At 67.3% G+C, this 22,085-nt stretch carries 21 protein-coding genes; 12 read left to right on the top strand and 9 right to left on the bottom strand.

Features of this window, described 5'->3' with window-relative positions; genetic code table 11:
• Nucleotides 1-398 precede the first annotated feature (398 nt).
• Together ACFE7U_RS09470 and ACFE7U_RS09465 are read left to right on the top strand one after the other, a co-directional pair.
• On the top strand, nt 399-833 hold the full coding sequence (locus ACFE7U_RS09470; RefSeq protein WP_375409470.1) for an Hsp20 family protein: 435 nt from the start codon (nt 399-401) through the stop codon (nt 831-833).
• A gap of 84 nt (nt 834-917) precedes the next feature.
• Nucleotides 918-1,202 (top strand): DUF1150 family protein, encoded by a 285-nt coding sequence (locus ACFE7U_RS09465; protein ID WP_375409469.1) that lies wholly within the window; start codon nt 918-920, stop codon nt 1,200-1,202.
• Here ACFE7U_RS09465 and ACFE7U_RS09460 read toward each other — a convergent pair.
• The gene (locus ACFE7U_RS09460; RefSeq protein ID WP_375409468.1) at nt 1,189-1,974 is read right to left on the bottom strand and encodes an alpha/beta fold hydrolase; all 786 of its coding nucleotides are present in this window, start codon (nt 1,972-1,974) and stop codon (nt 1,189-1,191) included. The two genes, ACFE7U_RS09465 and ACFE7U_RS09460, sit on opposite strands and share 14 nt — an antisense overlap.
• 195 nt (nt 1,975-2,169) lie before the next feature.
• Here ACFE7U_RS09460 and ACFE7U_RS09455 point away from each other — a divergent pair, with 195 nt between their 5' ends.
• On the top strand, nt 2,170-3,402 hold the full coding sequence (locus ACFE7U_RS09455) for a glycosyltransferase family 4 protein (protein ID WP_375409467.1): 1,233 nt from the start codon (nt 2,170-2,172) through the stop codon (nt 3,400-3,402).
• A gap of 208 nt (nt 3,403-3,610) precedes the next feature.
• The gene (infC, locus tag ACFE7U_RS09450) at nt 3,611-4,132 is read left to right on the top strand and encodes a translation initiation factor IF-3 (protein WP_238204267.1); all 522 of its coding nucleotides are present in this window, start codon (nt 3,611-3,613) and stop codon (nt 4,130-4,132) included.
• A gap of 171 nt (nt 4,133-4,303) precedes the next feature.
• Here the strand turns inward: infC and ACFE7U_RS09445 are convergent, their stop codons facing one another.
• Together ACFE7U_RS09445 and ACFE7U_RS09440 are read right to left on the bottom strand one after the other, a co-directional pair.
• Nucleotides 4,304-6,655: a glycogen debranching N-terminal domain-containing protein gene (locus tag ACFE7U_RS09445; protein ID WP_375409466.1), complete on the bottom strand. Its 2,352-nt coding sequence runs from the start codon at nt 6,653-6,655 to the stop codon at nt 4,304-4,306.
• A 226-nt stretch (nt 6,656-6,881) separates the two neighbouring features.
• A complete protein-coding gene (locus tag ACFE7U_RS09440; protein ID WP_375409465.1) occupies nt 6,882-8,018 on the bottom strand; it encodes a glycosyltransferase family 4 protein in 1,137 nt (378 codons plus the stop codon).
• Nucleotides 8,019-8,439: 421 nt separating this feature from the next.
• Here ACFE7U_RS09440 and rpmI point away from each other — a divergent pair, with 421 nt between their 5' ends.
• The 7 genes from rpmI to ACFE7U_RS09405 all read left to right on the top strand — a co-directional run bounded on the left by rpmI (nt 8,440) and on the right by ACFE7U_RS09405 (nt 14,419).
• Nucleotides 8,440-8,640, top strand: coding sequence for a 50S ribosomal protein L35 (rpmI, locus tag ACFE7U_RS09435; RefSeq protein WP_055879647.1), 201 nt, complete (start codon nt 8,440-8,442; stop codon nt 8,638-8,640).
• 45 nt (nt 8,641-8,685) lie between these two features.
• A complete protein-coding gene (rplT, locus tag ACFE7U_RS09430) occupies nt 8,686-9,060 on the top strand; it encodes a 50S ribosomal protein L20 (RefSeq protein WP_375409464.1) in 375 nt (124 codons plus the stop codon).
• Between the two features lie 174 nt (nt 9,061-9,234).
• Nucleotides 9,235-10,317, top strand: coding sequence for a phenylalanine--tRNA ligase subunit alpha (gene pheS, locus ACFE7U_RS09425; RefSeq protein ID WP_375409463.1), 1,083 nt, complete (start codon nt 9,235-9,237; stop codon nt 10,315-10,317).
• Between the two features lie 25 nt (nt 10,318-10,342).
• A complete protein-coding gene (locus tag ACFE7U_RS09420; protein WP_375409462.1) occupies nt 10,343-10,642 on the top strand; it encodes a hypothetical protein in 300 nt (99 codons plus the stop codon).
• Nucleotides 10,642-11,124, top strand: coding sequence for a hypothetical protein (locus ACFE7U_RS09415; RefSeq protein WP_375409461.1), 483 nt, complete (start codon nt 10,642-10,644; stop codon nt 11,122-11,124). The genes ACFE7U_RS09420 and ACFE7U_RS09415 overlap by 1 nt, the downstream gene beginning before the upstream one ends.
• A gap of 17 nt (nt 11,125-11,141) precedes the next feature.
• Entirely contained in the window at nt 11,142-13,562 is a 2,421-nt protein-coding gene (gene pheT / locus ACFE7U_RS09410; RefSeq protein WP_375409460.1) for a phenylalanine--tRNA ligase subunit beta, read from the top strand.
• Nucleotides 13,563-13,576: 14 nt separating this feature from the next.
• Entirely contained in the window at nt 13,577-14,419 is an 843-nt protein-coding gene (locus tag ACFE7U_RS09405; protein WP_375409459.1) for a DUF1186 domain-containing protein, read from the top strand.
• On the opposite strand, the gene ACFE7U_RS09400 is transcribed toward ACFE7U_RS09405, so the two are convergent.
• Together ACFE7U_RS09400 and ACFE7U_RS09395 are read right to left on the bottom strand one after the other, a co-directional pair.
• Nucleotides 14,385-15,755 carry a leucine-rich repeat-containing protein kinase family protein gene (locus tag ACFE7U_RS09400; RefSeq protein ID WP_375409458.1) on the bottom strand — a complete coding sequence of 457 codons (1,371 nt, stop codon included), beginning with the start codon at nt 15,753-15,755 and terminating at the stop codon, nt 14,385-14,387. The two genes, ACFE7U_RS09405 and ACFE7U_RS09400, sit on opposite strands and share 35 nt — an antisense overlap.
• Nucleotides 15,752-16,528, bottom strand: coding sequence for a ThiF family adenylyltransferase (locus ACFE7U_RS09395; protein ID WP_375409457.1), 777 nt, complete (start codon nt 16,526-16,528; stop codon nt 15,752-15,754). The genes ACFE7U_RS09400 and ACFE7U_RS09395 overlap by 4 nt, the downstream gene beginning before the upstream one ends.
• Nucleotides 16,529-16,626: 98 nt before the next feature.
• Between ACFE7U_RS09395 and dapE the strand changes: the two genes are divergently transcribed.
• Entirely contained in the window at nt 16,627-17,823 is a 1,197-nt protein-coding gene (dapE, locus tag ACFE7U_RS09390) for a succinyl-diaminopimelate desuccinylase (RefSeq protein ID WP_375409456.1), read from the top strand.
• A gap of 37 nt (nt 17,824-17,860) precedes the next feature.
• Here dapE and ACFE7U_RS09385 read toward each other — a convergent pair whose 3' ends face one another.
• The 4 genes from ACFE7U_RS09385 to def form a co-directional block, all read right to left on the bottom strand.
• On the bottom strand, nt 17,861-19,243 hold the full coding sequence (locus ACFE7U_RS09385; RefSeq protein ID WP_375409455.1) for a hypothetical protein: 1,383 nt from the start codon (nt 19,241-19,243) through the stop codon (nt 17,861-17,863).
• 107 nt (nt 19,244-19,350) lie between these two features.
• Nucleotides 19,351-20,109: a tRNA pseudouridine(38-40) synthase TruA gene (truA, locus tag ACFE7U_RS09380; protein WP_375409454.1), complete on the bottom strand. Its 759-nt coding sequence runs from the start codon at nt 20,107-20,109 to the stop codon at nt 19,351-19,353.
• Between the two features lie 43 nt (nt 20,110-20,152).
• Nucleotides 20,153-21,067 (bottom strand): methionyl-tRNA formyltransferase, encoded by a 915-nt coding sequence (fmt, locus tag ACFE7U_RS09375; protein WP_375409471.1) that lies wholly within the window; start codon nt 21,065-21,067, stop codon nt 20,153-20,155.
• Between the two features lie 43 nt (nt 21,068-21,110).
• Nucleotides 21,111-21,629 (bottom strand): peptide deformylase, encoded by a 519-nt coding sequence (gene def, locus ACFE7U_RS09370; protein WP_375409453.1) that lies wholly within the window; start codon nt 21,627-21,629, stop codon nt 21,111-21,113.
• Nucleotides 21,630-22,085 lie beyond the last annotated feature (456 nt).

Raw genomic sequence — 22,085 nt, 5'->3', positions numbered from 1 at the left:
ACCGTGGACCGAGTATCCGAAACGACAGGCCGTGATCAAGGCCGTGGGCGAAAATGAGAGCAGTTCCAAACTGTTACCAAAACGCCTCATCGGCAGGACGAAGCGCACGTCGTGCACGAGCTCGCTCTGCCAAACTCTCCCTCGGCAGATTGCCGGATGCTCCCGTCGCGAATCCGGCCCGATGGGTTCCGCCATTCGCGGGCAAGCCGGCACGAAGCGACGGGGGCGAGGGCTATTCGCCAAGGGCGGCAAACCCTTGATGACGTCGGGGGCGCCCTCCATATCCCGGATAACCCGCCGGTCTCCGGCGGTCAGGAGTGCTGCATCGAGCGGGCTCCGATCATCGAAGTGCCTCTCTTCTCGAGATCGTCCCCGGGGCTTCGCCAAGGACACAGACTGTGACGACACGTCCCTCTCCGTTCGGGCATCCGTTCCTGCTCGGCTTCGACGAGATCGAACAGGCCCTGGACCGGGTCGCGAAGGGGGGCAACGACGGGTACCCGCCCTACAACATCGAGAGGGTGCCGCGCTCGGGCGACGAACCCGAGCGCCTCCGCATCACCCTCGCAGTCGCGGGCTTCACCCAGGACCAGCTCGACGTGATGCTGGAAGAGAACCAGCTCGTGGTCCGAGGCCGTCAGGTCGACGACAAGGCGAGACAGTTCCTGCACAGGGGGATCGCCGCCCGGCAGTTCCAGCGCAGCTTCCTTCTGGCTGATGGCATGGAGGTGGTCGGGGCCGATCTCGCCAACGGCCTCCTGTCGATCGATCTGACCCGGCCCGAGCCTGAGCGGATCATTCGCAAGATCGCGATCGTTTCCCGGGATCTTTAAGTTCTCTGCGGTTTATTCCTGGGCTGCCGCTCGGTGCGGGGCGCCCGGTTCGACCCAACGCTCTGCCTCGAAAGGAGGGCCTCGATGTCCGATATCAGCCAGAATCCCATGACCCAGGCCGACCTCGACCCTGCGGATTTCCAGCCCGCCGATCTGGCCGCCCTCGGCGAAGGTCAGATCGCTTACGTCCGTGCGATCCGGTCCGACGACGTCGGCCGGCTGTTTCCGCAGGCCCCGGAATTGAGCCCGGGCCTCGATCTCTTCGCGCTCCTCTCGGCCAACGGGACGCCGATCCTGCTCGCGGATTCCCGCGAGATCGTCGTCGCCAACGCCCGCGCCCAGGATCTCATCACTGTCAGCCTGCACTGACGCTGTCGGCCACCGCTGCCACCAGCCTCGCAATGTCGCCGGGGCGGGACAGGCGGTGGTCGCCGTCCGCGATGAGAGTCAGGACGGTGCCGGGCTTCGGCAGGAGACCGACGATGCGCAGCGCGTGCTCGTAGGGAACGTCCGGGTCGTCCATCCCCTGCAGGATGTGGACGGGGCAGCCGGGATCGAATGGCTCGTGCAGGAGGCCATGGCGCCGCCCGTCCTCGATGAGGGCCAGTGTCACCGGGACCGGATCGGGTCCGTATTCTGTCGGCCGCATCCAAACCCCATCGCGTTCCAGCACGGCGCGAATGTCGGGTGAGAGACGCTCCCACATCAAAGCTTGCGGGAAGTCGAAGGCCGGGGCGATCAGAACCAGCGCGCCAGGCGGGCTTTCGCCCCGGCGCAGCCGTTCTCTGGCGACGAGGGCGGCGATCCAGCCGCCCATCGATGAGCCGACCAGAACCGGCCGCTCGGGAGCGAAGGCCTCGATCACGGCCCGCGTATCTTCCAGCCAGGTCGAGATCGTCGCGTCCTCGAAGCGTCCGCCCGATTCGCCGTGGCCGCCATAATCGAAGCGCACCAGCTTGGCCCCGTTCGCTTCCGCCCAGGCATCGATCGCCAGGGCCTTGGTCGCGCCCATGTCGGAGCGGAAACCGCCGAGCCACACCACGGGCGGCCCCGATCCCTCCCGGACGCGGACCGCGATCGTCCGCCGCGCCGCGCCGGTTCCGACATCGAGGGCAGCCGGGGGGTTGGGGATTGCGGGCATGAACGATCTCGCCAGTGATTCGTCGCATTGAACGGGCTGCATTCGCATTTCGTTTACCGAACCGTAAAGCGCAGCCCCGATGGTAGGGTATGATCGAAACCGCATCAGGTGACCGCGTCGCGGGGCGAGGGGCCCGACCCATCGGTCGCTCCGCTGCATCCGCCGAGGTCCCGAACTCACGAACGGTCCGCCCCGATGAGCGGTGAGTTTCGGTCGAACGGAAGCTTTCCGATCGAGTCGACGCCCCTTGCCGGCGCGACCATCCTGCAGATCATCCCGGCCCTCGATGCCGGTGGCGCCGAGCGGACGACGGTCGACGTCGCCGCTGCCCTCGCGGCGGCTGGGGCGCGGGCTCTCGTCGCTACGGAAGGCGGCCGCCTCGTCGGAGAGCTCCAGGCCAAAGGCGGGATCTGGCTGCCATTCCCGGCGGCCTCGAAGAACCCGCTCGGGATGGCCATGCATGTCGGTCGTCTGGCCCGGCTGTGCCGGCGCGAGGGCGTGCAACTGGTCCATGCCCGCTCGCGGGCGCCGGCCTGGGTCGCATTGGGCACGGCGCGACGCCTGAAGCTGCCCTTCGTGACGACCTATCATGGCAGCTATTCCGGCCGGACCGGCGTCAAGGTGCTGTATAATTCGGTGATGGCGCGAGGCGACGTGGTCATCGCCAACTCGCACTACACGGCCGATCTCATCCGTAACCTTCATCCGGAGCAGGCCGGCGACCGGGTCCGTGTCATCCATCGCGGAACCGACCTCGCCCTGTACTCCGCGGGCGCCGTCTCGGCGGGTCGCGTCGAGGCCCTGCGCCGGGTCTGGGGCGTGGCGCCGCACGAGCGCGTGGTTCTGCTGGCGGCCCGCCTCACCGCCTGGAAAGGCCACCGGGTCCTGATCGAGGCGGCGGCCATCATGCGCGATCAGGGCCTTACCGACGTCGCTTTCGTGCTGGCTGGCGATCCGCAGGGACGCACGGCCTATGAGCGCGAGCTCGACGGCCTCATCGCCGCCCGCAATCTCGGAGGGATGGTCCGTCGGGTCGGGCATTGCCAGGACATGCCCGCCGCGTTCCGCGCCGCCTCCGTCGTGGCGGTGCCGTCCGTCGAGCCCGAAGCCTTCGGCCGCTCGGCGGTCGAGGCCCAGGCTCTCGGGACACCGGTCGTCGTCTCGGATCTCGGCGCCGTGCCGGAGACCGTCCTGTCCCCGCCGGACGTGCCCCCGGTCCAGCGCACGGGCTGGCGGGTTCCGCCGGGGGATGCCATGGCCCTGGCCGATGCGCTGAGAGAGGCCCTCAGCCTCGGTGCCAGTGCCCGCAACGCCTTGGCACGACGCGCTCGCGCCCATGTCGAGGCCCATTTCTCCCTGGAAGGCATGTCGGGCGAAACCCTGTCGGTCTATGCTCAGCTGCTGGGCAGGACGTCGCCGACCGGCTGACGTCCTGCCCGAACACCTCATCCCATCCGGGGGTCGCGCGAACCAAACCGGATCGAACAGGTTGACTTGTCGATCAAGTCAGTCAAGCTACGACGACCGGAGTTCCGGAGCGATTGGTGGCCAGGACCAGCCCTCGGGGGCCTGTCCCTCGGCTGCCGTTTCGTCGTTTCATCAGGAGATTGAAGCCATTCGTAGACCTATGAGAGCCATGCCGGCCCCGCAGAAGGACGGGCCGCGCGCCAACCGGGACATCCGTGGTGTCCGTGAAGTGCAGCTCATCGACGATACCGGCCAGAACCGTGGTGTCGTTGCCTTTTTCGATGCCTTGACGCTGGCCGAGGAAGCCGGTCTCGACCTCGTCGAGATCGCGCCGAACTCCGTTCCTCCCGTCTGCAAGCTCCTCGATTACGGCCGCTTCCGCTTCAACGAGCAGAAGAAGCAGAACGAGGCCCGCAAGAAGCAGAAGACGGTCGAGGTCAAGGAGATCAAGCTCCGCCCCGGCATCGACAAGCACGATTACGATACGAAGATGAAGGCGGTCGTGCGCTTCTTCGAGGAGGGCGACAAGGTCAAGGTCACCCTCCGGTTCCGTGGCCGCGAGATGGCGCACCAGGATATCGGCCTGCGCCTCCTCGAGCGCGTGAAGAACGAGACGCAGGAAATCGCCAAGGTCGAGAGCGAGCCCATGCTGGAGGGCCGCCAGATGATCATGATCCTGGCGCCGCGCTGATCCGCGATCGTCATTTTCTTTGAGCCTGATGTGCCGCTCCCCAGTCGGGGAGCGGCTTTTTTCTTGGCTTTGCGGGGCTTCGGCGGATCGGATCGATCGGACCGAGGCGTCTCTTCCCCAGAGGAACAGGCAAGGGCGTCGAGAAAGCTCTATCCGATCGATCCGAGATTCCTACTTCACCACCGAAACCTGAGCGTCGCCCTGACGGCGCAGGACATTGACGGTCACGTCGTCGCCGTAGCGCTGCAGGCGAAGGTCGATCCGTGACTCGCCGATCTTGAGGTTGAAGATCGACACGCCGTCGAGGAAGGCCGGCAAGGTCGGGTTCTTCAGGCGGATGCGGTTGCGGTCGTGCTGGAGCTCGAGGCCAATGCAAGCGGCGAGGAAGGCGAACGGAGCCGCCGCGGCCCAGGCCTGCGGCGAACAGGCGACCGGGTAGGAGACGGGTCCGCGCTGCTTGCGGCGCATGAAGCCGCAGAACAGTTCCGGCAGCCGCTTCTCCTCATGGTAGAGGGCGGTATCGAACATCCCCTCGAAGATCCGCGAGGCTTGCGGCTTCAGGTCGTAGCGGGCCAGCCCCATCGCGATCATGGCGTTGTCGTGCGGCCAGATCGAGCCGTTATGGTACGACATCGGGTTGTAGCGGGCCTCGCCGCGGGCGATCGTGCGCACGCCCCAGCCGTTGAATCCGTCCATCGACAGGAGGATGGCGGCCACGCTCGCCGCCCGCTCCGGCAGCGCGATCCCGGTGAACAGCGCGTGCCCGGCATTCGAGGACCGCACGGCGCATTGCTTCTTCTCGCCGTCGAGGGCGAGCACGTAGGTGCCGATCTCCTCGCACCAGAAGGCGGCATCGAAGGCCGTGCGCAGGGCCTGGGCTTCCCGAGAGAGCCGGTCGGCCATGTCGTGGTGGCCGAGCATCGAGGCGAGCTTGGCGGCGCCGTTCTTGGCGGCATACACGTAGCCCTGCACCTCGCACAGCGCGATCGGCCCCTTGGCGAGCCCGCCATCGGCGTGGAAGATCGAATCGTGGCTGTCCTTCCAGCCCTGGTTCTCCAGGCCCTTGTCGGTGTCGCGGGCGTATTCGACGAAGCTGTCGCCGTCGCGGTCGCCGTACTTGTCCATCCATTCGAGGGCGAGTTCGAGGGCGGGCCAGATCTTGGCGATCGTTGCGTCGTCGCCGGTGACGGCGTGGTATTCGGCGGCCAGCATCACGAAGAGCGGCGTGCCGTCGATGGTGCCGTAATAGTGTCGGAACGGCACTTCGCCGAGCATCGCCATCTCGCCGCGCCGGGTCTCGTGCAGCACCTTACCGGGCTGCGCGTCGGCCGCCGGGTCGATTGCCTTGGCTTGGGTCGAGGCGAGGTAGCCGAGCACGCCCTTGGCGAAGTTCGGGTCGATCCACAGGGCCATCATGGCCGTGATGATGCCGTCGCGCCCGAACACCGTGGAGTACCAGGGAATGCCGGCGAACGGGTAGATGCCCTCAGGCGTGCGGCTCGCCAGCATGTAGAGGTCGGCGGTGGCCCGGCAGGCGGCCTCGTTGAACTGGTCGTTCGAGGAGATGATGGTGGTGATGCCGGCCGTGAGCTGCCGCAGGTCCCGACGCGAATCGCGGTAGGCGCGCGCGAAGATCACGCCCTCGGCGAGGCCCCTGGGATGGCGCGGGCGTGCGCTGCTGCCCGCCGCCCGCGACAGGCCCGCCGCGGCGTCCTCGCCGACCTGTTCGGTCGCCGGCGCGCTGGTGAAGGCACGGTAGCATTCGAACACCGTGCGTATGAACAGCGAGGTCCGGCCGCTGGGCTCCAGCGTCACCTCGAACGTCGCCTGGCCGGGCGCGATGTGGTGGGGCTTGGGTCCGAAATGCAAGCTGGTCGTCCGCACCATCTCGTCGAGGCCGACATAGCGGAACTGGACTTCGGCCTCGCTCGACACCTGGACGCTGCGCTTGCCACGTTGCGTGCGCGCGGTGCCGCGGACCTCGAACAAGTCGCGGTAATCGGCGTCGAAGGTGAGGTCGATGCGCAGGCGCCGGGTGCGCGAATCGTAGTTGCGCAGGCCGATCCGGTCGTAGCAGCAGCCCTTGAAGAGGAACTTGGTGCGCTCGATCGCGATGAGCTCGCGGGGTATCGTGGTCTCGTCATGCGCATCCATCCGGATGTCCGGTGTCGTCATGTCGACGCTGAGAGCACCGTTGTCGTCCTGCATCACCGAGGAGAGCAGCAGCGGGCGCTGGTCCTCGATCGTGAAGTGCAGGCGCGACAGGTAGCGCGTGTCCTGGAAGTACAGCCCCTCGGGGCCCGGCTGCACGCCGATATCGCCGTAGCTGTCGAGGACGGCGAAGGCCTCGCCGTATTTCAGCGAGCGAAGCGGTCGCTCGACGAGGGAGGTCTGCGCCTCGATGTGGTACTGCGGAAGGACCTCGTCGGCGTCCTGAAACCCCTTCGACCCATCGCCCTGCCGGACGCCTTGATCGGTATGGGAAGCGCCCTGCGCCGTCGCCGTGAAATCGTCAGCCGCCATGCTCGCGCCTCTCCTACAATCGTTGACAAGGACGCCTTGAGATCGGCCATCTCAAAAAGCGGTTCCCGCTTTTGCGGCCGACGGTCCAGCGTCACGAATCGAACGGCCGCCACGTCGCGGTTGCGATGTGGCGGCCTCGTTAAGGCAGCGTCAGTGAGGCGATCTTACGACATTCGCAACCCTGGCCCCGCATGGAGACCAGGTGCAAAGGCGATGCCGGACAGCGTCAGGCGGGCATGGCCGCCGCGGCGAGCGAGGGGCGGGCCGAGCCGTTCAGATCACCGTAATGCGGCGCGAAGGACGAGACGCCGCCCGGGATGGTGATGAAATCGGGCTTGCCGGCGATCAGCGTCTCGTAGGCCGCGACGTATTTCTTCACCATGCGCTCGGCGGTGAAGTTGCCCTCGAAGTGGCGGCGGACCCCGGCACGGCTCATGGTCTTGACCTTGGCGACGGCGGCGACCGCGTCGTCCATGCTGTCGCAAAGGACGCCGCTGACACCGTCGGCGATCACCTCGGGCACCGATCCGTTGCGGAAGGCGATCACGGGGGTCCCCGACGACATCGCCTCGATCATCACGAGGCCGAAGGGCTCCGGCCAATCGATCGGGAAGGCCAGCGCCAGCGCGTTGCCGAGGAAGTCCTTCTTCTGATCCTCGTTGATCTCGCCGATGAACTCGACGAGGGGATGATGGGTCATCGGCTCGATGACCTCGTCCCAGTAATCCTGGTCGGCCTTGTCGACCTTGGCGGCGATCTTGAGCGGTACGCCCGACCGGATCGCCATCTCGATGGCGCGGTCGGGGCGCTTCTCGGGCGAGATGCGGCCGAGGAAGGCGAGGTAGCCGCCCTTCGCCTCGGGATAGAACGTGCAGTTCTCGGGAGGCAGGCCGTGATGGATCGTCGAGAGCCAGTTGACGGTCGGCGGCATCGGATCGCGCTGGTTATCGGAGATCGACACGAGGGGCATGCCCGTGAAGGTCCGGTAGACCGGCATGAAGTCCGGCACGTCGAGGCGGCCATGCATCGTCGTGAGGCACTTGTGGTTCAAGTCCTCGAACATCGGATATTGAAGCAGATCGATGTGGAAGTGAAGCACATCGAACTCGTGCGCCCGGCGCCGGATCTGATGAAGCATGGCCAGATGGCTCGCGGTGTGATCGCGATAGCCTAGCAGCCGCAGGCCTTCCGGCGCGCAAGCTGCAAGCTTCGCCGAAGTCTCCGAATCGCCGCTGGCGAAAAGGGTGACGTCGTGTCCCTGGCGCACGAGTTCTTCGGTGATCCAAGATACGACGCGCTCGGTGCCGCCGTAGAACTTCGGAGGCACGGCCTCCGAGAGCGGAGCGATCTGGGCAATGCGCACGAAAGTGTCTCCTATGAGGTCGAATGTTGCGCCGACCTAACGCGATCCGGCCTGAGTGGGACATGAACGAAACCGACAGCCAAGGTTATGGTTCCGCACTGCACCACGCCGCCAGAGCGATTTTGCGAAGTCGCCGGGATGTCCCCGGTATCCCGTCATTCACGACTGCGAATGAGCGGCGACGCGCAGGCCATGGAGCCGGTCATGAAGCACGAACGCGGCCAGGCAACCGCCGTGACGGCGCCGGAGTATCGGGCGACCATTGAAGCGACGTCTCTTTTCTGTCATACGCCCCCTCGCGTTGAACCGCCCGGCCGATCAGGGCTGCCGTGGCGGTTCGTGCTGCTCCATCAGAAGCATCAATCGAGCGCATTCCTCCGGTCCCTCCCGGCCCGGACGGCATTCGCATCAGGAGAGCCAAATGCCCAAGCTGAAGACCAAATCGGGCGCCAAGAAGCGCTTCAAGATCACCGGGACCGGTAAGGTCATGTACGCCCAGGCCGGCAAGCGGCACGGGATGATCAAGCGGACGACGAAGCAGATCCGCAACCTGCGCGGCACCACGACCCTGTTCGAGGGCGATGCCGCCAACGTGAAGAAGTACTTTTTGCCCAACGGCTGAAAGCCTTCACCGACAGACTGCTTTTTCTAACCCAGGAGATTACGCATGGCCCGCGTCAAACGCGGCGTGACCAGTCACGCGAAGCACAAGAAAGTCCTCAAGGCCGCCAAGGGCTATTATGGCCGGCGCAAGAATACGATTCGCATCGCCAAGCAGGCAGTCGAGAAGGGCATGCAGTATGCCTACCGCGACCGCAAGAACAAGAAGCGGACATTCCGCGCCCTCTGGATCCAGCGCCTCAACGCGGCGACCCGCGAGCACGGCATGACCTATTCGCGGTTCATCAACGGACTGCTCAAGGCCGGCATCGTGGTCGACCGCAAGGCCCTGTCGGAACTCGCGATCCACGAGCCGGCGACCTTCGCGGTCGTCGTCGAGAAGGCCAAGGCCGCGATGACCGAGACCGCCAAGGCCGCTTGAGGCCCTTAACGGCTCACGCGACATCTGCTTGAGAGGCGCGGCCCGTCGGGTGCCGCGCCTTCTCGTTTTCCGGGCTCGTCTCGTTTATCTCCCAGGCCGGGAGCCGACGAACGGTCCCGGTCCGAACCTGCCGAGTCCGAACCTGCCGAGCCCACGCATGTCCGAGTTCAAGCGATGACCGATCTCGACACCCTCGAAAGCGATCTCCTCGGCCAGGTCGCCGCCGCCGGCGACGAAGCGGCGCTCGATGCGGTGCGGGTCGCCGCGCTCGGCAAGAAGGGCTCGGTCTCCGACCTCCTCAAGACGCTCGGTGCCATGAGCCCGGAGGAGCGCAAGGATCGCGGTCCCCTGATCAACGGCCTGCGCGATCGCGTCCAGAGCGCCATCGGCACTCGCCGCGAAGCCCTTGCGGAGGCCGCCCTGGAAGCCCGCCTCTCGGCCGAGCGCGTGGACGTGACGCTGCCGGTCCGCGAGGCGCCCGAGGCCCGCGGGCGCATCCATCCGATCAGCCAGGTCCTCGACGAGGTCACGGCGATCTTCGCCGACATGGGCTTCTCGGTGGCCGAAGGGCCGGATATCGAGACCGACGACTACAACTTCACCGCGCTCAATTTCCCGCCCGGCCACCCGGCCCGCGAGATGCACGACACCTTCTTCCTCGCCCCAGACCGCAACGGCCAGCGCAAGGTGCTGCGGACCCACACCTCGCCGGTGCAGATCCGGACGATGCGGTCCCAGCAGCCCCCGATCCGGGTCATCTGCCCGGGCCGCACCTACCGCCACGATTCCGACCAGACCCACACGCCGATGTTCCATCAGGTCGAGGGCCTGGTGATCGACAAGGCCGCCAACATCGCCAACCTGAAATGGGTTCTGGAGGAGTTCTGCCGCGCCTTCTTCGAGGTCGACGCCGTGACGATGCGCTTTCGGCCCTCGTTCTTCCCCTTCACCGAGCCCTCCGCCGAGGTGGATATCCAGTGCTCCCGAAAAGGCGGCGAGATCCGCTTCGGCGAGGGCACCGATTGGCTCGAGATCCTCGGCTGCGGCATGGTTCACCCCAACGTGCTGAAGAATTGCGGCCTCGACCCCGACGCGGTCCAGGGCTTCGCCTTCGGGGTCGGCATCGACCGGATTGCGATGCTGAAATATGGCATGCCCGACCTGCGCCCGTTCTTCGACGCGGATGTGCGCTGGCTGGACCATTACGGCTTCCGGCCGCTGGATATCCCGAGCTTGGTGAGTGGGTTGACGGCGTAGGAATTCGTTTCAGGGGATCCCGATCATGACGGACACCGAGATCGAAGCGATCACTCAGGATGTTTTACGGGCCAAGCTCGGTAAAGCGGGCTTCGAGGATGCCGAAGTGACGACGGGGCTCGACCATGACGGCGATGCCTCATTGTTCGTCACCGTACGTTTCAAGGCGAAGTCCGGCGTCACCGACGGCGCAGCCTCCTCGGAGGCTCATGCAGCCCTGCGTAGGCGCCTCCTCGACCTTGGCGAGGATCGGTTTCCCTATCTTCGGTACAGATATCCGGATGACGAAGTTCTTATCGGTCAGGAAGAGCCGGAGGACGCCTGATGGCGCGCCTAGCCAACCCACTCGTTTACGACCTCCTGGCCATTGCCGACGCATTGGCTGCGCAGACAGGCCGAATGAAACTGCGCAAGGCTGGGATGAGACGTACGGTCAGCAGTGCCTACTACGCAGTCTTTCATTTGCTCTGCTTCGTTTGCGCGAGCGAACTCGTAGGCTGGAGCAGGACGGAGGTGCTCGACCCGGTCTATCGGCTTCTCGACCATGGCAATGCCAAACGGCGTTTGAGCGGTCGGGACGCCGCAGCCCTGGCGCCGACAATCTTCGAAGTCGGGACCAAATTTGCCGATTTGCAGGAGGCGCGGCATGTGGCGGATTATAGCCCGCCAGCGCTTCCGGTCCGGCATGACGAGACGCTGAGCCTCATCGCGGTGGCAAAACAAACCGTCAGTCTCATCGAATCTCTCGAACCGGAAGACCGCCTGAAGCTCGCGGTCCTCCTTATAGCCAAGCCGCGACAAGCCTGAGCCGAAGAAGCGATACCATGAAATTCACTCTCTCCTGGCTCAAGGATCACCTCGACACCGAGGCGTCCCTCGATACCGTCGCCGAGACGCTGACGCGGATCGGGCTCGAGGTTGAGGGGATCGAGGACAAGGCCGCGTCCCTGAAGCCCTATGTCGTCGCGCGCGTGATCAGCGCCGAGCAACACCCCAACGCCGACCGCATCCGCGTCTGCAGCGTGGATGCCGGCGACGGCACCCCGGTGCAGGTGGTCTGCGGGGCGCCCAACGCCCGGGCCGGGATGCTGTCGGTGTTCGCGCCGCCGGGCACCTACGTGCCGGGCAAGGACATCACCCTGTCGGTGGGCACGATCCGCGGCGTCGAGAGCCGGGGCATGCTGTGCTCGGGCGCCGAGCTCGGCCTCGGCGACGACCATGACGGCATCATGGAACTGCCGGCCGATGCTCCCGTAGGGCAGCCCTATGCCCTCTATGCGGGCCTCGACGATCCGGTCGTCGAGATCAATCTGACGCCCAACCGTCCCGACTGCACGGCCGTCTCGGGCATCGCCCGCGATCTGGCCGCGACCGGCCTCGGCAGCTTGAAGCGCGCCCCACTGAAGCCGGTGCGCGGCGAGGGGCCGTGTACGGTTCCCGTCAAGCTATCCTTCGATCCGGCCGACCGGGACCTCTGCCCGCTCTTCGCCGTGCGCCTCGTACGCGGGGTCAGGAACGGACCGTCGCCGGATTGGATGCAGGCGCGACTGCGGGCCATCGGCCTGCGCCCGATCAACGCTCTCGTCGACATTACCAACTACCTCACCGTCGACCGCGGCCGCCCCCTCCACGTCTTCGACGCCGCCAAGGTAAAGGGCGGCATCGAGGTCCGCCGGGCCCGCGAAGGGGAGGAGCTGAAGGCGCTCGACGGCAAGACCTACCGGCTCGATCCCGAGATGGTCGTCATCGCGGACGCCGACGGCCCTGAATCGATCGGCGGCATCATCGGCGGCGAGGCCACCGGCTGCGATGCCGGCACCGTGGACGTGCTGGTCGAATCCGCCCTCTGGGATCCCCTCAACATCGCCCGCACCGGGCGCCGGCTCGGAGTGACCACCGACGCGCGCTACCGCTTCGAGCGCGGCGTCGACCCGGCTTTCGCGCTGCCGGGCCTCGACCTCGCCACGCGGATGATCCTCGACCTGTGCGGTGGCAACGCCGGGGAGACCCTCGTCTTCGGCGAGCCGCCGGAGACCGAACAGATCATCGATTTCCCCTGGTCCGAGACCCGGCGGCTCGCCGGCATCGAGCTCTCGCGGGCGGAGATGAAGGTCACGCTCGAAACGCTCGGCTTCCACGTCTCCGGCACGGGCGACAGGGTGAAGGTGCTCTCGCCGTCCTGGCGCCCGGATATCGGCGGCAAGGCCGACCTCGTCGAGGAAATCGTCCGCATCGCCGGTCTCGACCAGATCGAGCCGAAGCCCCTTCCGCGCGCTGCCAGCGTCGGCAAGCCCGCGCTCACCGTGCTGCAGAGGCGCACCCGGATCGCCAAGCGGGCGCTCGCGAGCCGTGGGCTCGTGGAGGCGGTGACATGGTCCTTCATCGGCCACGACGATGCCGTTCTGTTCGGCGGCGGCGGCGCGGATCTGAGGCTCGCCAACCCCATCGCCGCCGAGCTTTCCGACATGCGTCCGAGCTTGGTGCCGGGCCTCCTGCGTGCCGCCCAGCGCAACGCGGACCGCGGCTACGGTGACGTCGCTCTGTTCGAGGTCGGTCAGTGCTTCGCCGACGACCAACCGGAGGGCCAGAGCATGCGCGCTGCCGCCCTTCGCCGAGGCACGGCAGGCCATGCCGGTCCCGGCCGGCACTGGCACGGCGCTGCCGAAGCCGTCGACGTGTTCGCCGCCAAGGCCGACGCCCTTGCGCTGCTGGCGAGCCTTGGCGTGCCGGTGGGTGGCCTTCAGGTGGTGCCCGGCGGCCCAGCCTGGCTGCATCCCGGACGCTCCGGCACGCTCCAGTTCGGGCCAAAAATCATCGTCGGTCATTTCGGCGAGATCCACCCGCGGACGATGAAAGCCATCGATCTCAAGGGCCAGGCGGTCGCCTTCGAGATCGTGCTCGACGCGGTGCCGCTCCCGAAATACCGGCCGACCAAGGTGAAGCCGGCACTCGCCCTCTCCGACTTTCAGCCGATGTCGCGCGACTTCGCCTTCGTGGTCGGCCGCGACGTGCCGGCGGGCGACATCGTGAAGGCGGCACAGGGCGCCGAGCGCAAGCTCATCGCCGGCATCGACGTCTTCGATCTCTACGAGGGTGCTGGCATCCCTGATGGCGCCAAGTCGGTTGCCATCGCGGTGCGCCTGCAGCCGGTGGAACGAACCCTCACGGATGCCGAGATCGAGGCGGTGACGGCCAGGATCGTCGCTGAGGTCGCCCGCAAGACCGGTGCGACGCTGCGGTCGTGATGGTCGATCAGAGCATGCTCGATCCCATCCTTGTCGCGGACCTTTCGGCGGAGAAGCACCTGCCGGTGGCTGCCCTGCGCCGGGCGCTGAAGGCGCCCGATAGCATCGCCGAAGCGGTCCTGAGCGTCCTCGATGCGGCGGCCTCCGAGGCGGAGCTTGAGGAGGCCGACGACAACCTTCTGTTCTGGGGGCTGCACGTCCTCGCGGCCGCCCGCGACACGAGGGTCTACGCGCCGCTGATGCGCTTTCTGCGCCTCGACGGCGACACCCTCGACGCCATCCTCGGCGACGCCGTGACGATCACGCTCGCCAAGGTGATCGTCAGCGTCTTCGATGGGGACGTCGCGGCGCTGCACCGCCTCATCCTCGACAGCACGACGGACGAATTCGTCCGTTACGAGGCCTTCACGGCCCTGGTCTTCCTCACCCGGGAAGGCCGGATCGACCGCACCCAGACCCACGATCTGCTCGTCCGGTTCGACGACAAGCGCGTCTCGGTCGAGGGTGAGATCGGCTGGACCGGGTGGGAGGAGTCGATCGCGCTCCTCGGTTTCGCGGACCTCGCGCCGCGTGTCGCGGCGGCACGGCTCGATGGCCGTATCACCGACGAGATCAGTGACGCGCCCTGGTTCAAGACCACCTTGCGGCAGGCGCTCGCCAAGCCCGACGACCGGGAACGCTTCGACCCGCGCCGCTACGGTACCCTCGACGATCCCATCGCCGAACTCGCCTGGACCGCCGAGGATGCCGGCCAGCCCCAGCGCAATCCGTTCAAGGACGTCGGCCGCAACGATCCCTGCCCCTGCGGCAGCGGCAAGAAGTTCAAGAAGTGCTGCCTGGGCGTCGTACCGAGCTGATCGGGCCGCTGCCGTCGGACACCGCGCCCGGACACCGCGCCAGGGCGTCCAGCACCTCCGCCATGAGTGGACGCGCTCTCGGATCGGGCTGGATGCAGGCGCGCTCAATCTGGCGCAGGCCCGCGGGCTCCTCCGCGCAGCGGGAGAGCACTTCTCCGAGCAGAAGCCCCCAGGCCCGCACGTCGAGTCGTGCCAGATTGGCGGCCATCTCGCCGCTCGGCAGGATCGAGGCCGCGCCGAAATCGCTGAGCACGGCCCCGCCCGCCCCTCCATCCCACAGGATGTTGTGGCCATAGAGGTCGCCATGAAGGAGGCCCCGGGCGTGGAGATGGGTCGTGGCCGCCGCTATGCCCGCCGCGATGGCACATGCGGTGTCCGCGGTGAGACGAAGCTCCGGGTCGTAGACGTCGCGGCTGCAGCTCTCCAGGCTGGGCGGCCCGGCGAGCACGCGCCAATCTGGGGGCAGGAGCGGCACGAGGAGCCCTTGCTTCCCCTCCGGATGCCCGACCACCCGGCCAAGGGCGCCGGTGAGGTTCGGATGCGACCCCGCGGCGAGGCAGGCCGCCATCTCGCGCTCCGGGAGACCGTCGCTGGTCATTGCGCCCTTGAACAGCTTCACGGCGACCGCCTGTGCGGGTGTCGTTCCCGCACGGCGCCAGAGGGCACGATGCACGAGGCCCGACGCGCCTTCGCCGAGCGGTTCGCCGATGGCGAGATCCGCCCAGGACACGAAGGTGGCCGCGTCGGTCAGGATGGCGCCATCGAGGGGATTGCCGGCCCAGGAAAGCCAGGCGAGTCGCGGCAACGCGACGATCCACGGCGGAAGCGCCTCGAAGCGGTTGGCGGCCAGGCGCAGCAATTCGAGGTTCGGGGCGTCCGCGAGGCTGTCCGGCAAGGTGTCCAACCGGTTCCCGGCCAGCATCAGCTTCTGCAGCCATGGCCGTTCGCCGAGGGCCGGGGGGAGTTTATCGATCCGGTTGTCGGTGAGCGTCAGCCAACGGAGGGCGGGAGGTAGAGCTTCGCCCGGGACATCGTGCATGCCGGTGTTGCGAAATCCGATCTGGCTCAGCGCAACGCAGTCGCCCAGCACCGGCGGAAGCCGCGCGAAGCGGTTACCCGAGCAGAACAACACCCGCAGCTTGCGTAGTCGCCCAAGGTCGCCGGGCAAGTGCGTGAGGGTGCCGTTGCCGAGGTCCAGCACCTCCAGCGTCTCGGCGAGACCGAAGATCTCGCGCGGAAATTCGGTCAGACCGGGCAGGCGCAATTCGCGAGCACCGGCGAGGTCGCCCCGACGCAGAGCGGCCAAACCGTCGAGGGTCGAGGCCGGCGTCCTCACGCGGCCGTGCCGGAGAGCGGGTTCGTCTCGTCCCAGGCGTAATGGAGGGTCTCGAAACGCATGGAGCGGGCGTCCACCATCAGCAATCGTCCCACCAGCGGCTCGCCGAACTCCGCCACCGCGCGGATCACCTCCATCGCCATCAGAGAGCCCATCACTCCGGCGAGCGCCCCGAGAACGCCGGCCTCGGCGCAGGGGAGCACGCTTCCGGGCGGTGGCGGGTTCGGGAACAGGCAGCGATAGGTTGGGTTCGGCCGTCCGTCGGGGTCGGTCTCGTGAGCCCGGATCGTGGTGAGCGTGCCGTCGAACCGGCCGAGCGCGGCCGTGACGAGCGGTCGCCTTATCCGAAAGCAGGCATCGGAGACCGCATAGCGCGTCGCGAAATTGTCCGACCCGTCGGCGACGACGTCGTAGCCGGCGAGCAGCGCATCGGCCGTCTCGGACGTGATGCGGACCGGATGGGCCTCGACCCTGACATAGGGGTTGAGACGGCCGACTGCGTCGGCGGCGCTCTCGACCTTGAGCCGTCCGAGATCGGGCGTTCCGTGGATGACTTGCCGCTGCAGGTTCGAGAGCGAGACGGTGTCGTCATCGACGATGCCGATGGTGCCCACGCCGGCCGCCGCCAAGTACTGGATCAGCGGCGCCCCGAGCCCGCCGGCGCCGATGACGAGGACCCGGGCCGCCTTGAGGCGGGCCTGCCCCGGTCCCCCGACCTCGCGCAGGACGAGGTGGCGGGCATAGCGTTCGATCTCGTCGCCGGACAGTGCCATGAACGCCCCTTAAACCGTGGCGTCCCGGCCCGGAAGGCCCGGGTTTGCCGAAGGCGTGGGCCGGGCTATGCCGAATAGATCCATGGAGGGCCGTTCTCGTGTCGCAACCGACCACCGACCGCTCGCCTCTCGGCCTCGCGCAGGCTCTCATCCGCTGTCCCTCGGTGACGCCGGAGGAGGGGGGGGCGCTCACTTTCCTCGCCGAGACCCTGAGCGCTGCAGGATTTCACGTCGAACGACCGGTCTTCTCGGATGTCGGGACGCCCGACATCCAGAATCTCTACGCGCGCTTCGGCAGCGGCAGCCCCTATCTTCTGTTTGCCGGCCATACCGATGTGGTCCCATCCGGGGATACCGCCGCGTGGCGTCACGGCCCCTTCGAGGGAGTTGTGGAGAACGGATTGCTCTACGGACGCGGCGCCGTCGACATGAAGGGCGGCATCGCCTGCATGCTCGCCGCCGCCCTGGACTTCTCGGCTGAACGGAGTCCCGACTTTTCCGGATCGATCGGCTTTCTGATCACCGGCGACGAGGAAGGGCCGGCCGTGAACGGTACGGTCAAGCTCCTCGAATGGGCGCAGGCGCGCGGACAGCGCTTCGACCATTGCGTCCTCGGCGAGCCGACGAATCCCAGTACTCTCGGCGAGATGATCAAGATCGGGCGGCGCGGCTCGCTGACCGGCAAGATCACGGTTCATGGCCGCCAGGGCCATGTCGCCTATCCGCACAAGGCCGATAACCCGATCCCCGGCCTGCTCCGGCTCGCTGCAGCGCTGATGGAGCGGCCGATCGACGGCGGCACCGCGCATTTCGATGCCTCGAACCTCGAATTCACCACCATCGACGTCGGCAACCCGGTGACCAACGTCATACCGGCCACGGCCCGGGCCGTATTCAACGTCCGCTTCAACGAAGGCTGGACCGCCCAGACCCTGGGCGCCGAGATCCGCCGGCGGCTCTACGCGGCGGCCGGCGAGCGCGTGCGCTTCACGCTCGAGCTCATGCCCTCGAATTCCCCGGCTTTCCTCACCGAGCCCGACGCCTTCACCGGCCTGGTCGCGGACGCCATCGAGGCCGAGACGGGCTTCGTGCCCGCGTTCTCGACGACGGGAGGCACCTCGGATGCCCGCTTCATCAAGGATGCCTGCCCGGTGATCGAGTTCGGCCTCGTCGGCGAGACCATGCACCAGACCGACGAGCGCGTCGCGGTGGCGGACCTCGACCGGCTGACCGCGATCTATCGGCGGATACTCGACGCTTATTTTTCCGGCGGCGGCCAATCCCAGCGTGCCTGAGGGCTATCGATCGCGTTTCGGGATACAGGAACGGCGCTTAGGCGGACCGCGCCATCATGCCCTTGCAGACCCATCCTTTCCTATTGCGATTCCGGCACAGGAAACGGTAGCGGCCCGCGCGGAAGCGGCGGCTCTTCGGACCCAGTCGGTCTCCCACGGCGATGTAGATCTGCCTGAGGCGCTGCACGTGTGGGTCGTCGAGGCGGAGCTCGATGCTGGCTCGGACCAGGGCGGCCGCAACGGCTCGTTCCTTCACATCGCGTGGGATCAAAGCCTCGCCCAGGATGACCCGTCCGACTTCCAGCAGCAGAGCCTCGTTGGTCCCGCCGCTCGCGGCGGACAGGCGCTCGAGGTCGAACAGCGTCCGCACGCCGAAGGGCCACAGCTTGATGATCTTGTCGCGCCCGACGGAGCAGCATAGCTGCGCCTGCGCCACCCAATCCATGATCTGGTAGACGCCGTACGGCGTCTCGACGAACAGCATCAGCGGGTTGGCCGCGGCCAGGTTCTGGGTCGAGCGGATGTGATGGTCGTCGAGACGGACCCTGATCTCGCTGTCGATCCCGTCGATGATCTCGACGGGCGTGATCTTGAAGGCGCGAAAGACGTCCTCCTCCTCGCGCTTGAAGTTCCTGAGCTGGTCCCGCTGCAGAAGGCTCCTCATCACCACGTCGGGCATGACGCCGGCAAAGAAGCAGCCGGCGACCGCCACCGCGACGGCGGCTGGCGAGGTCAAGGCGGAACCGAAGGTCATCAACGGGGCGACCAATGCGGTGCCGACATGGAGAAGGGAGAGGACGAGCACCGGCCCGAGCACGATGCTCGCGAGCATCTTGATCGTCTCGCTCACGATCGTCCCCGGGCTCAGGTCGAAGTTCCTGATCGCGCGGTAGAGGTTGCGCAGGGCGGTCACGTAGCTGCCCGCGAAGGCCGCGCACATCCCCAGAAGCCAGACAGTTCCGGGACCATCCGAGAACGGATAGCTGACGCCGGGCCACCTGAGCCCGGCGGGGTTCGACGTGTGAGCCGCGAGCAACGACAGAAGCAGCGAGACGCCGTAAAACACACATGCGCCCGCGAACACGCCGAACGGGGCGCACCCGATCAGCCACGAGGCCGTCGAGTAATCCTCCCGCTTCCGCCGCCGCTCCGTCGGCGGCGGATTGGGCTCGGATTCCGGCCGAGCCATCGCGGGATCGAGGGTCCGATTGGCGCCGACGAAATACTTGTACTTCACGAACTCGAAGGACGGGATCAGCATCGGGCTCGACGCGTCACCGATCTCGAAGACGGTCGCCAGATCCGTGACGACTTCCTGCCGATGGCGCTTGATCGCCTCCCGAATGGCGATGAAGATCAGCGGTGACAGGAATGCGAACGCCGTCGCGAGAGAGACGATGATCTGAAACGGTGTTTCCATGTCGCGAGCCCCATCCGCAATCTCCGACGCCGTGGCGGCCGGGTCGTGGCGATGGTGCTGGAATGCGTTATAAGTGCAATCTCAAGTAAAGTATTTCGCGACGAATCTCACTGAGGTGGGTAATCCACCCCCACGAAAGTGAGCCCCTGGGCCGGTGCCATCGGCCCGCATCGGCTGCGGTCGCGCGAGGCGAGGATGTCGGCGACATCGGCGGTGCTGAAGCGGCGGCATCCGGCCATCATCAGCGTGCCGACCATGGCACGCACCTGATGGTGCAGGAACGATCGCGCCGCCGTGGTGACGACGATCTCCTCGAACAATCCCATCGTCACCAGGGCCACGTCGAGCCGCTCGAGGGTGCGCACCGGGCTGTTGGCCTGGCACTCGGCGGCACGGAAGGCGGTGAAGTCGTGGCGTCCGAGCAGCCCTTGCGCGGCCTCGTGCATGAGGCCGGCATCGAGCGCCCAGGGCACGTGCCAGACGTGGGCGCGGGTCAGCGCTGCGGGGCTGCGCCGGTTCAGGATGCGGTAGCGATAATGTCGGCGGATCGCGGAGCGGCGGGCGTCGAAGGTGGGCGGCACGATCTCCGCACTGATCACGCTCACCGGCAGGGGCCGCAGATGGGCGTTGAGGGCATCGCGCACCGTATCGGTGCGCCAATCGCGAACGAGATCGAGATGAGCGACCTGATGCGTCGCGTGAACGCCCGCATCGGTGCGCCCGGCGCAGGTGAGCCGAAGGGACTGCCCGGAAAAGCGCAACACCGCCTCCTCGATGGCGCCCTGCACCGTCGGATCCTCGGCCTGGCGCTGCCAGCCGCGGAACGGGGCGCCGTCGTACTCGACGACGAGCTTGTAGCGAGGCATCAGGCGAGGTTCGCGGCACGGGCCGCATCGTGCCCGAACGGCGTCACGTGAAGCGATGTCCAGCCGCGAGCCGCGAGCCGCGGACGAACTCCGCCCCGCTCGCGACGCCGCCCTTGCCGGCCCGGCGCAATTCGAGGAGGTCCACCGCACCCTCGCTGCAGGCGACGGTACCGGCCTCGTCGAGGAGCGTTCCGGGCAGGCCCGAGCCCACGACCGGTCTGGCGCGCAGGACCTTCACCCGTTCCGGGCCCTTGCCGAGATCGGCTTCGAAGAAGGCGCCGGGGAAGGGCGACAGACCGTTGATCCGGTTGGCGACCTCCGTCGCGGGCCTGTCCCAGGCGATGGCGCATTCCGCATTCGTGATCTTGTGGGCGTAGACGACGCCGGCCTCGGCCTGCGGCGTCAGGCCTAGGCCGTTGCGCGCGAGCACGGCCAGCGCCCGGGCCATGAGGTCGGCGCCGAGCGGCATCAGGGCATCGTGGAGCGCGCCGGCGGTCATGCCCGGTTCGATCGGAAGCCGCGCCTCCATCGCCACCGGGCCGGTATCGAGGCCGGCTTCCATCCGCATCACGCCGACGCCGGTCTCCGCATCGCCCGCCATCACGGCGCGCTGGATCGGAGCGGCGCCGCGCCAGCGCGGCAGCAGGGAGGCATGCAGGTTGAGGCAGCCGTGGCGGGGGGCGTCGAGGACCGCCTGCGGCAGGATGATCCCGTAGGCGACCACCACTCCGAGATCGGCGTCGTGGGACCGGAATGTCTCCAGCGCCCCGGGGTCGCGCAGGCCCGACGGAGTTAGGACGGGGATGCCAAGCCGCTCGGACAGGCGGTGGACGGGGGAGGGCGTCAGCGCCATGCCGCGGCCTGCCTTGGCGGGGGCACGGGTATAGGCCGCGGCGATCTCGTGCCCGTCCGAGGCGAGCCGCGCCAGGGTCGCCGCGGCGAAATCCGGCGTGCCCATGAAAACCAGTCTCACGGGTTCATGCCCCAAATCGCCACCACGGTCAGGCCGCCTCGCCGCGCTTGGCCGCCTTGGCGAACTTCTTCGTGACCCTGTCGCGCTTGAGCTTCGACAGGTGGTCGATGAACAGCGTGCCGTTGAGGTGGTCGATCTCATGCTGGATGCAGGTGGCGAGCAGGCCGTCGGCCTCGATCTCCTGGCTATTCCCGTCGAGGCCGCGGAACCGCACCCGGACCCGATCCGGCCGCTCGACCTCGCCGTAATAGTCGGGAATCGAGAGGCAGCCCTCGTCGTAGATCCGCCTCTCCTCGGACGACCAGACGACTTCCGGGTCGATGAAGATCTGCGGCCGGCGCGCGTCCTCGTCCTTGGAGGTGTCGATGGTGACGATGCGCTTGGGCACGCCGACCTGGATCGCCGCGAGGCCGACGCCGGGAGCGTCGTACATCGTCTCGAGCATGTCGGCGACGAGGGTGCGGATCTCGCTCGTGACCTCGCCGACCGGTTCGGAGACCAGCCGCAGCCTTGGGTCCGGCAGGATGACGAGGGGGCGAATGGTCATGACGTGGCCGGATATCTGAGGGGGACGTGGAAGCGGATTGCTGGCCGTTGGGGGCCGCCGTCGCATCGCCACCGCAGATAGGGATTGCCATGCGGGCGGTCAAATCCTCGCGACGGGCTGGCGATCGTATGGGCGTCCCTTTGGTCGCGGCGACGGCTCGGGTCGAGCCGGGCCTTGCGGCAGCCCATGCGGGGTTGTCATACGTGTTCGGCGAACGCCATCTGGATCGCGGGCGATCGATCCATCGACGACCGGTCCGAGCACCCTCTCGCGCGAACGACCATGGGGCCGTACGAATTGATACCGGACGATAGCGCGACGGGCCGGTCCACCTATCCGGACGTCCCCGAGGAGGTTCTGGAAAGCTGGCAGCACATCCTCGACGAGATGACCGCCCGGATGCGTGTTCCGGTCGGCCTCGTGATGCGGGTGGACGGCCGCGACATCGAGATCGCC

The sequence above is a fragment of the uncultured Methylobacterium sp. genome, from assembly GCF_964251405.1.
GTDB lineage: Bacteria > Pseudomonadota > Alphaproteobacteria > Rhizobiales > Beijerinckiaceae > Methylobacterium.
This window is presented reverse-complemented; position numbering and strand designations above follow the sequence as displayed.

Excerpts from the sequence above, each read along its gene's own strand:
- ACFE7U_RS09465 (WP_375409469.1), top strand. The coding sequence starts at position 918 with ATGTCCGATATCAGCCAGAATCCCATGACCCAGGCCGACCTCGACCCT.
- ACFE7U_RS09460 (WP_375409468.1), bottom strand. The coding sequence starts at position 1,974 with ATGCCCGCAATCCCCAACCCCCCGGCTGCCCTCGATGTCGGAACCGGC.
- ACFE7U_RS09455 (WP_375409467.1), top strand. The coding sequence starts at position 2,170 with ATGAGCGGTGAGTTTCGGTCGAACGGAAGCTTTCCGATCGAGTCGACG.
- infC (WP_238204267.1), top strand. The coding sequence starts at position 3,611 with ATGCCGGCCCCGCAGAAGGACGGGCCGCGCGCCAACCGGGACATCCGT.
- ACFE7U_RS09445 (WP_375409466.1), bottom strand. The coding sequence starts at position 6,655 with ATGGCGGCTGACGATTTCACGGCGACGGCGCAGGGCGCTTCCCATACC.
- rpmI (WP_055879647.1), top strand. The coding sequence starts at position 8,440 with ATGCCCAAGCTGAAGACCAAATCGGGCGCCAAGAAGCGCTTCAAGATC.
- rplT (WP_375409464.1), top strand. The coding sequence starts at position 8,686 with ATGGCCCGCGTCAAACGCGGCGTGACCAGTCACGCGAAGCACAAGAAA.
- pheS (WP_375409463.1), top strand. The coding sequence starts at position 9,235 with ATGACCGATCTCGACACCCTCGAAAGCGATCTCCTCGGCCAGGTCGCC.
- ACFE7U_RS09420 (WP_375409462.1), top strand. The coding sequence starts at position 10,343 with ATGACGGACACCGAGATCGAAGCGATCACTCAGGATGTTTTACGGGCC.
- ACFE7U_RS09415 (WP_375409461.1), top strand. The coding sequence starts at position 10,642 with ATGGCGCGCCTAGCCAACCCACTCGTTTACGACCTCCTGGCCATTGCC.
- pheT (WP_375409460.1), top strand. The coding sequence starts at position 11,142 with ATGAAATTCACTCTCTCCTGGCTCAAGGATCACCTCGACACCGAGGCG.
- ACFE7U_RS09405 (WP_375409459.1), top strand. The coding sequence starts at position 13,577 with ATGCTCGATCCCATCCTTGTCGCGGACCTTTCGGCGGAGAAGCACCTG.
- ACFE7U_RS09395 (WP_375409457.1), bottom strand. The coding sequence starts at position 16,528 with ATGGCACTGTCCGGCGACGAGATCGAACGCTATGCCCGCCACCTCGTC.
- ACFE7U_RS09385 (WP_375409455.1), bottom strand. The coding sequence starts at position 19,243 with ATGGAAACACCGTTTCAGATCATCGTCTCTCTCGCGACGGCGTTCGCA.
- truA (WP_375409454.1), bottom strand. The coding sequence starts at position 20,109 with ATGCCTCGCTACAAGCTCGTCGTCGAGTACGACGGCGCCCCGTTCCGC.
- fmt (WP_375409471.1), bottom strand. The coding sequence starts at position 21,067 with ATGGGCACGCCGGATTTCGCCGCGGCGACCCTGGCGCGGCTCGCCTCG.
- def (WP_375409453.1), bottom strand. The coding sequence starts at position 21,629 with ATGACCATTCGCCCCCTCGTCATCCTGCCGGACCCAAGGCTGCGGCTG.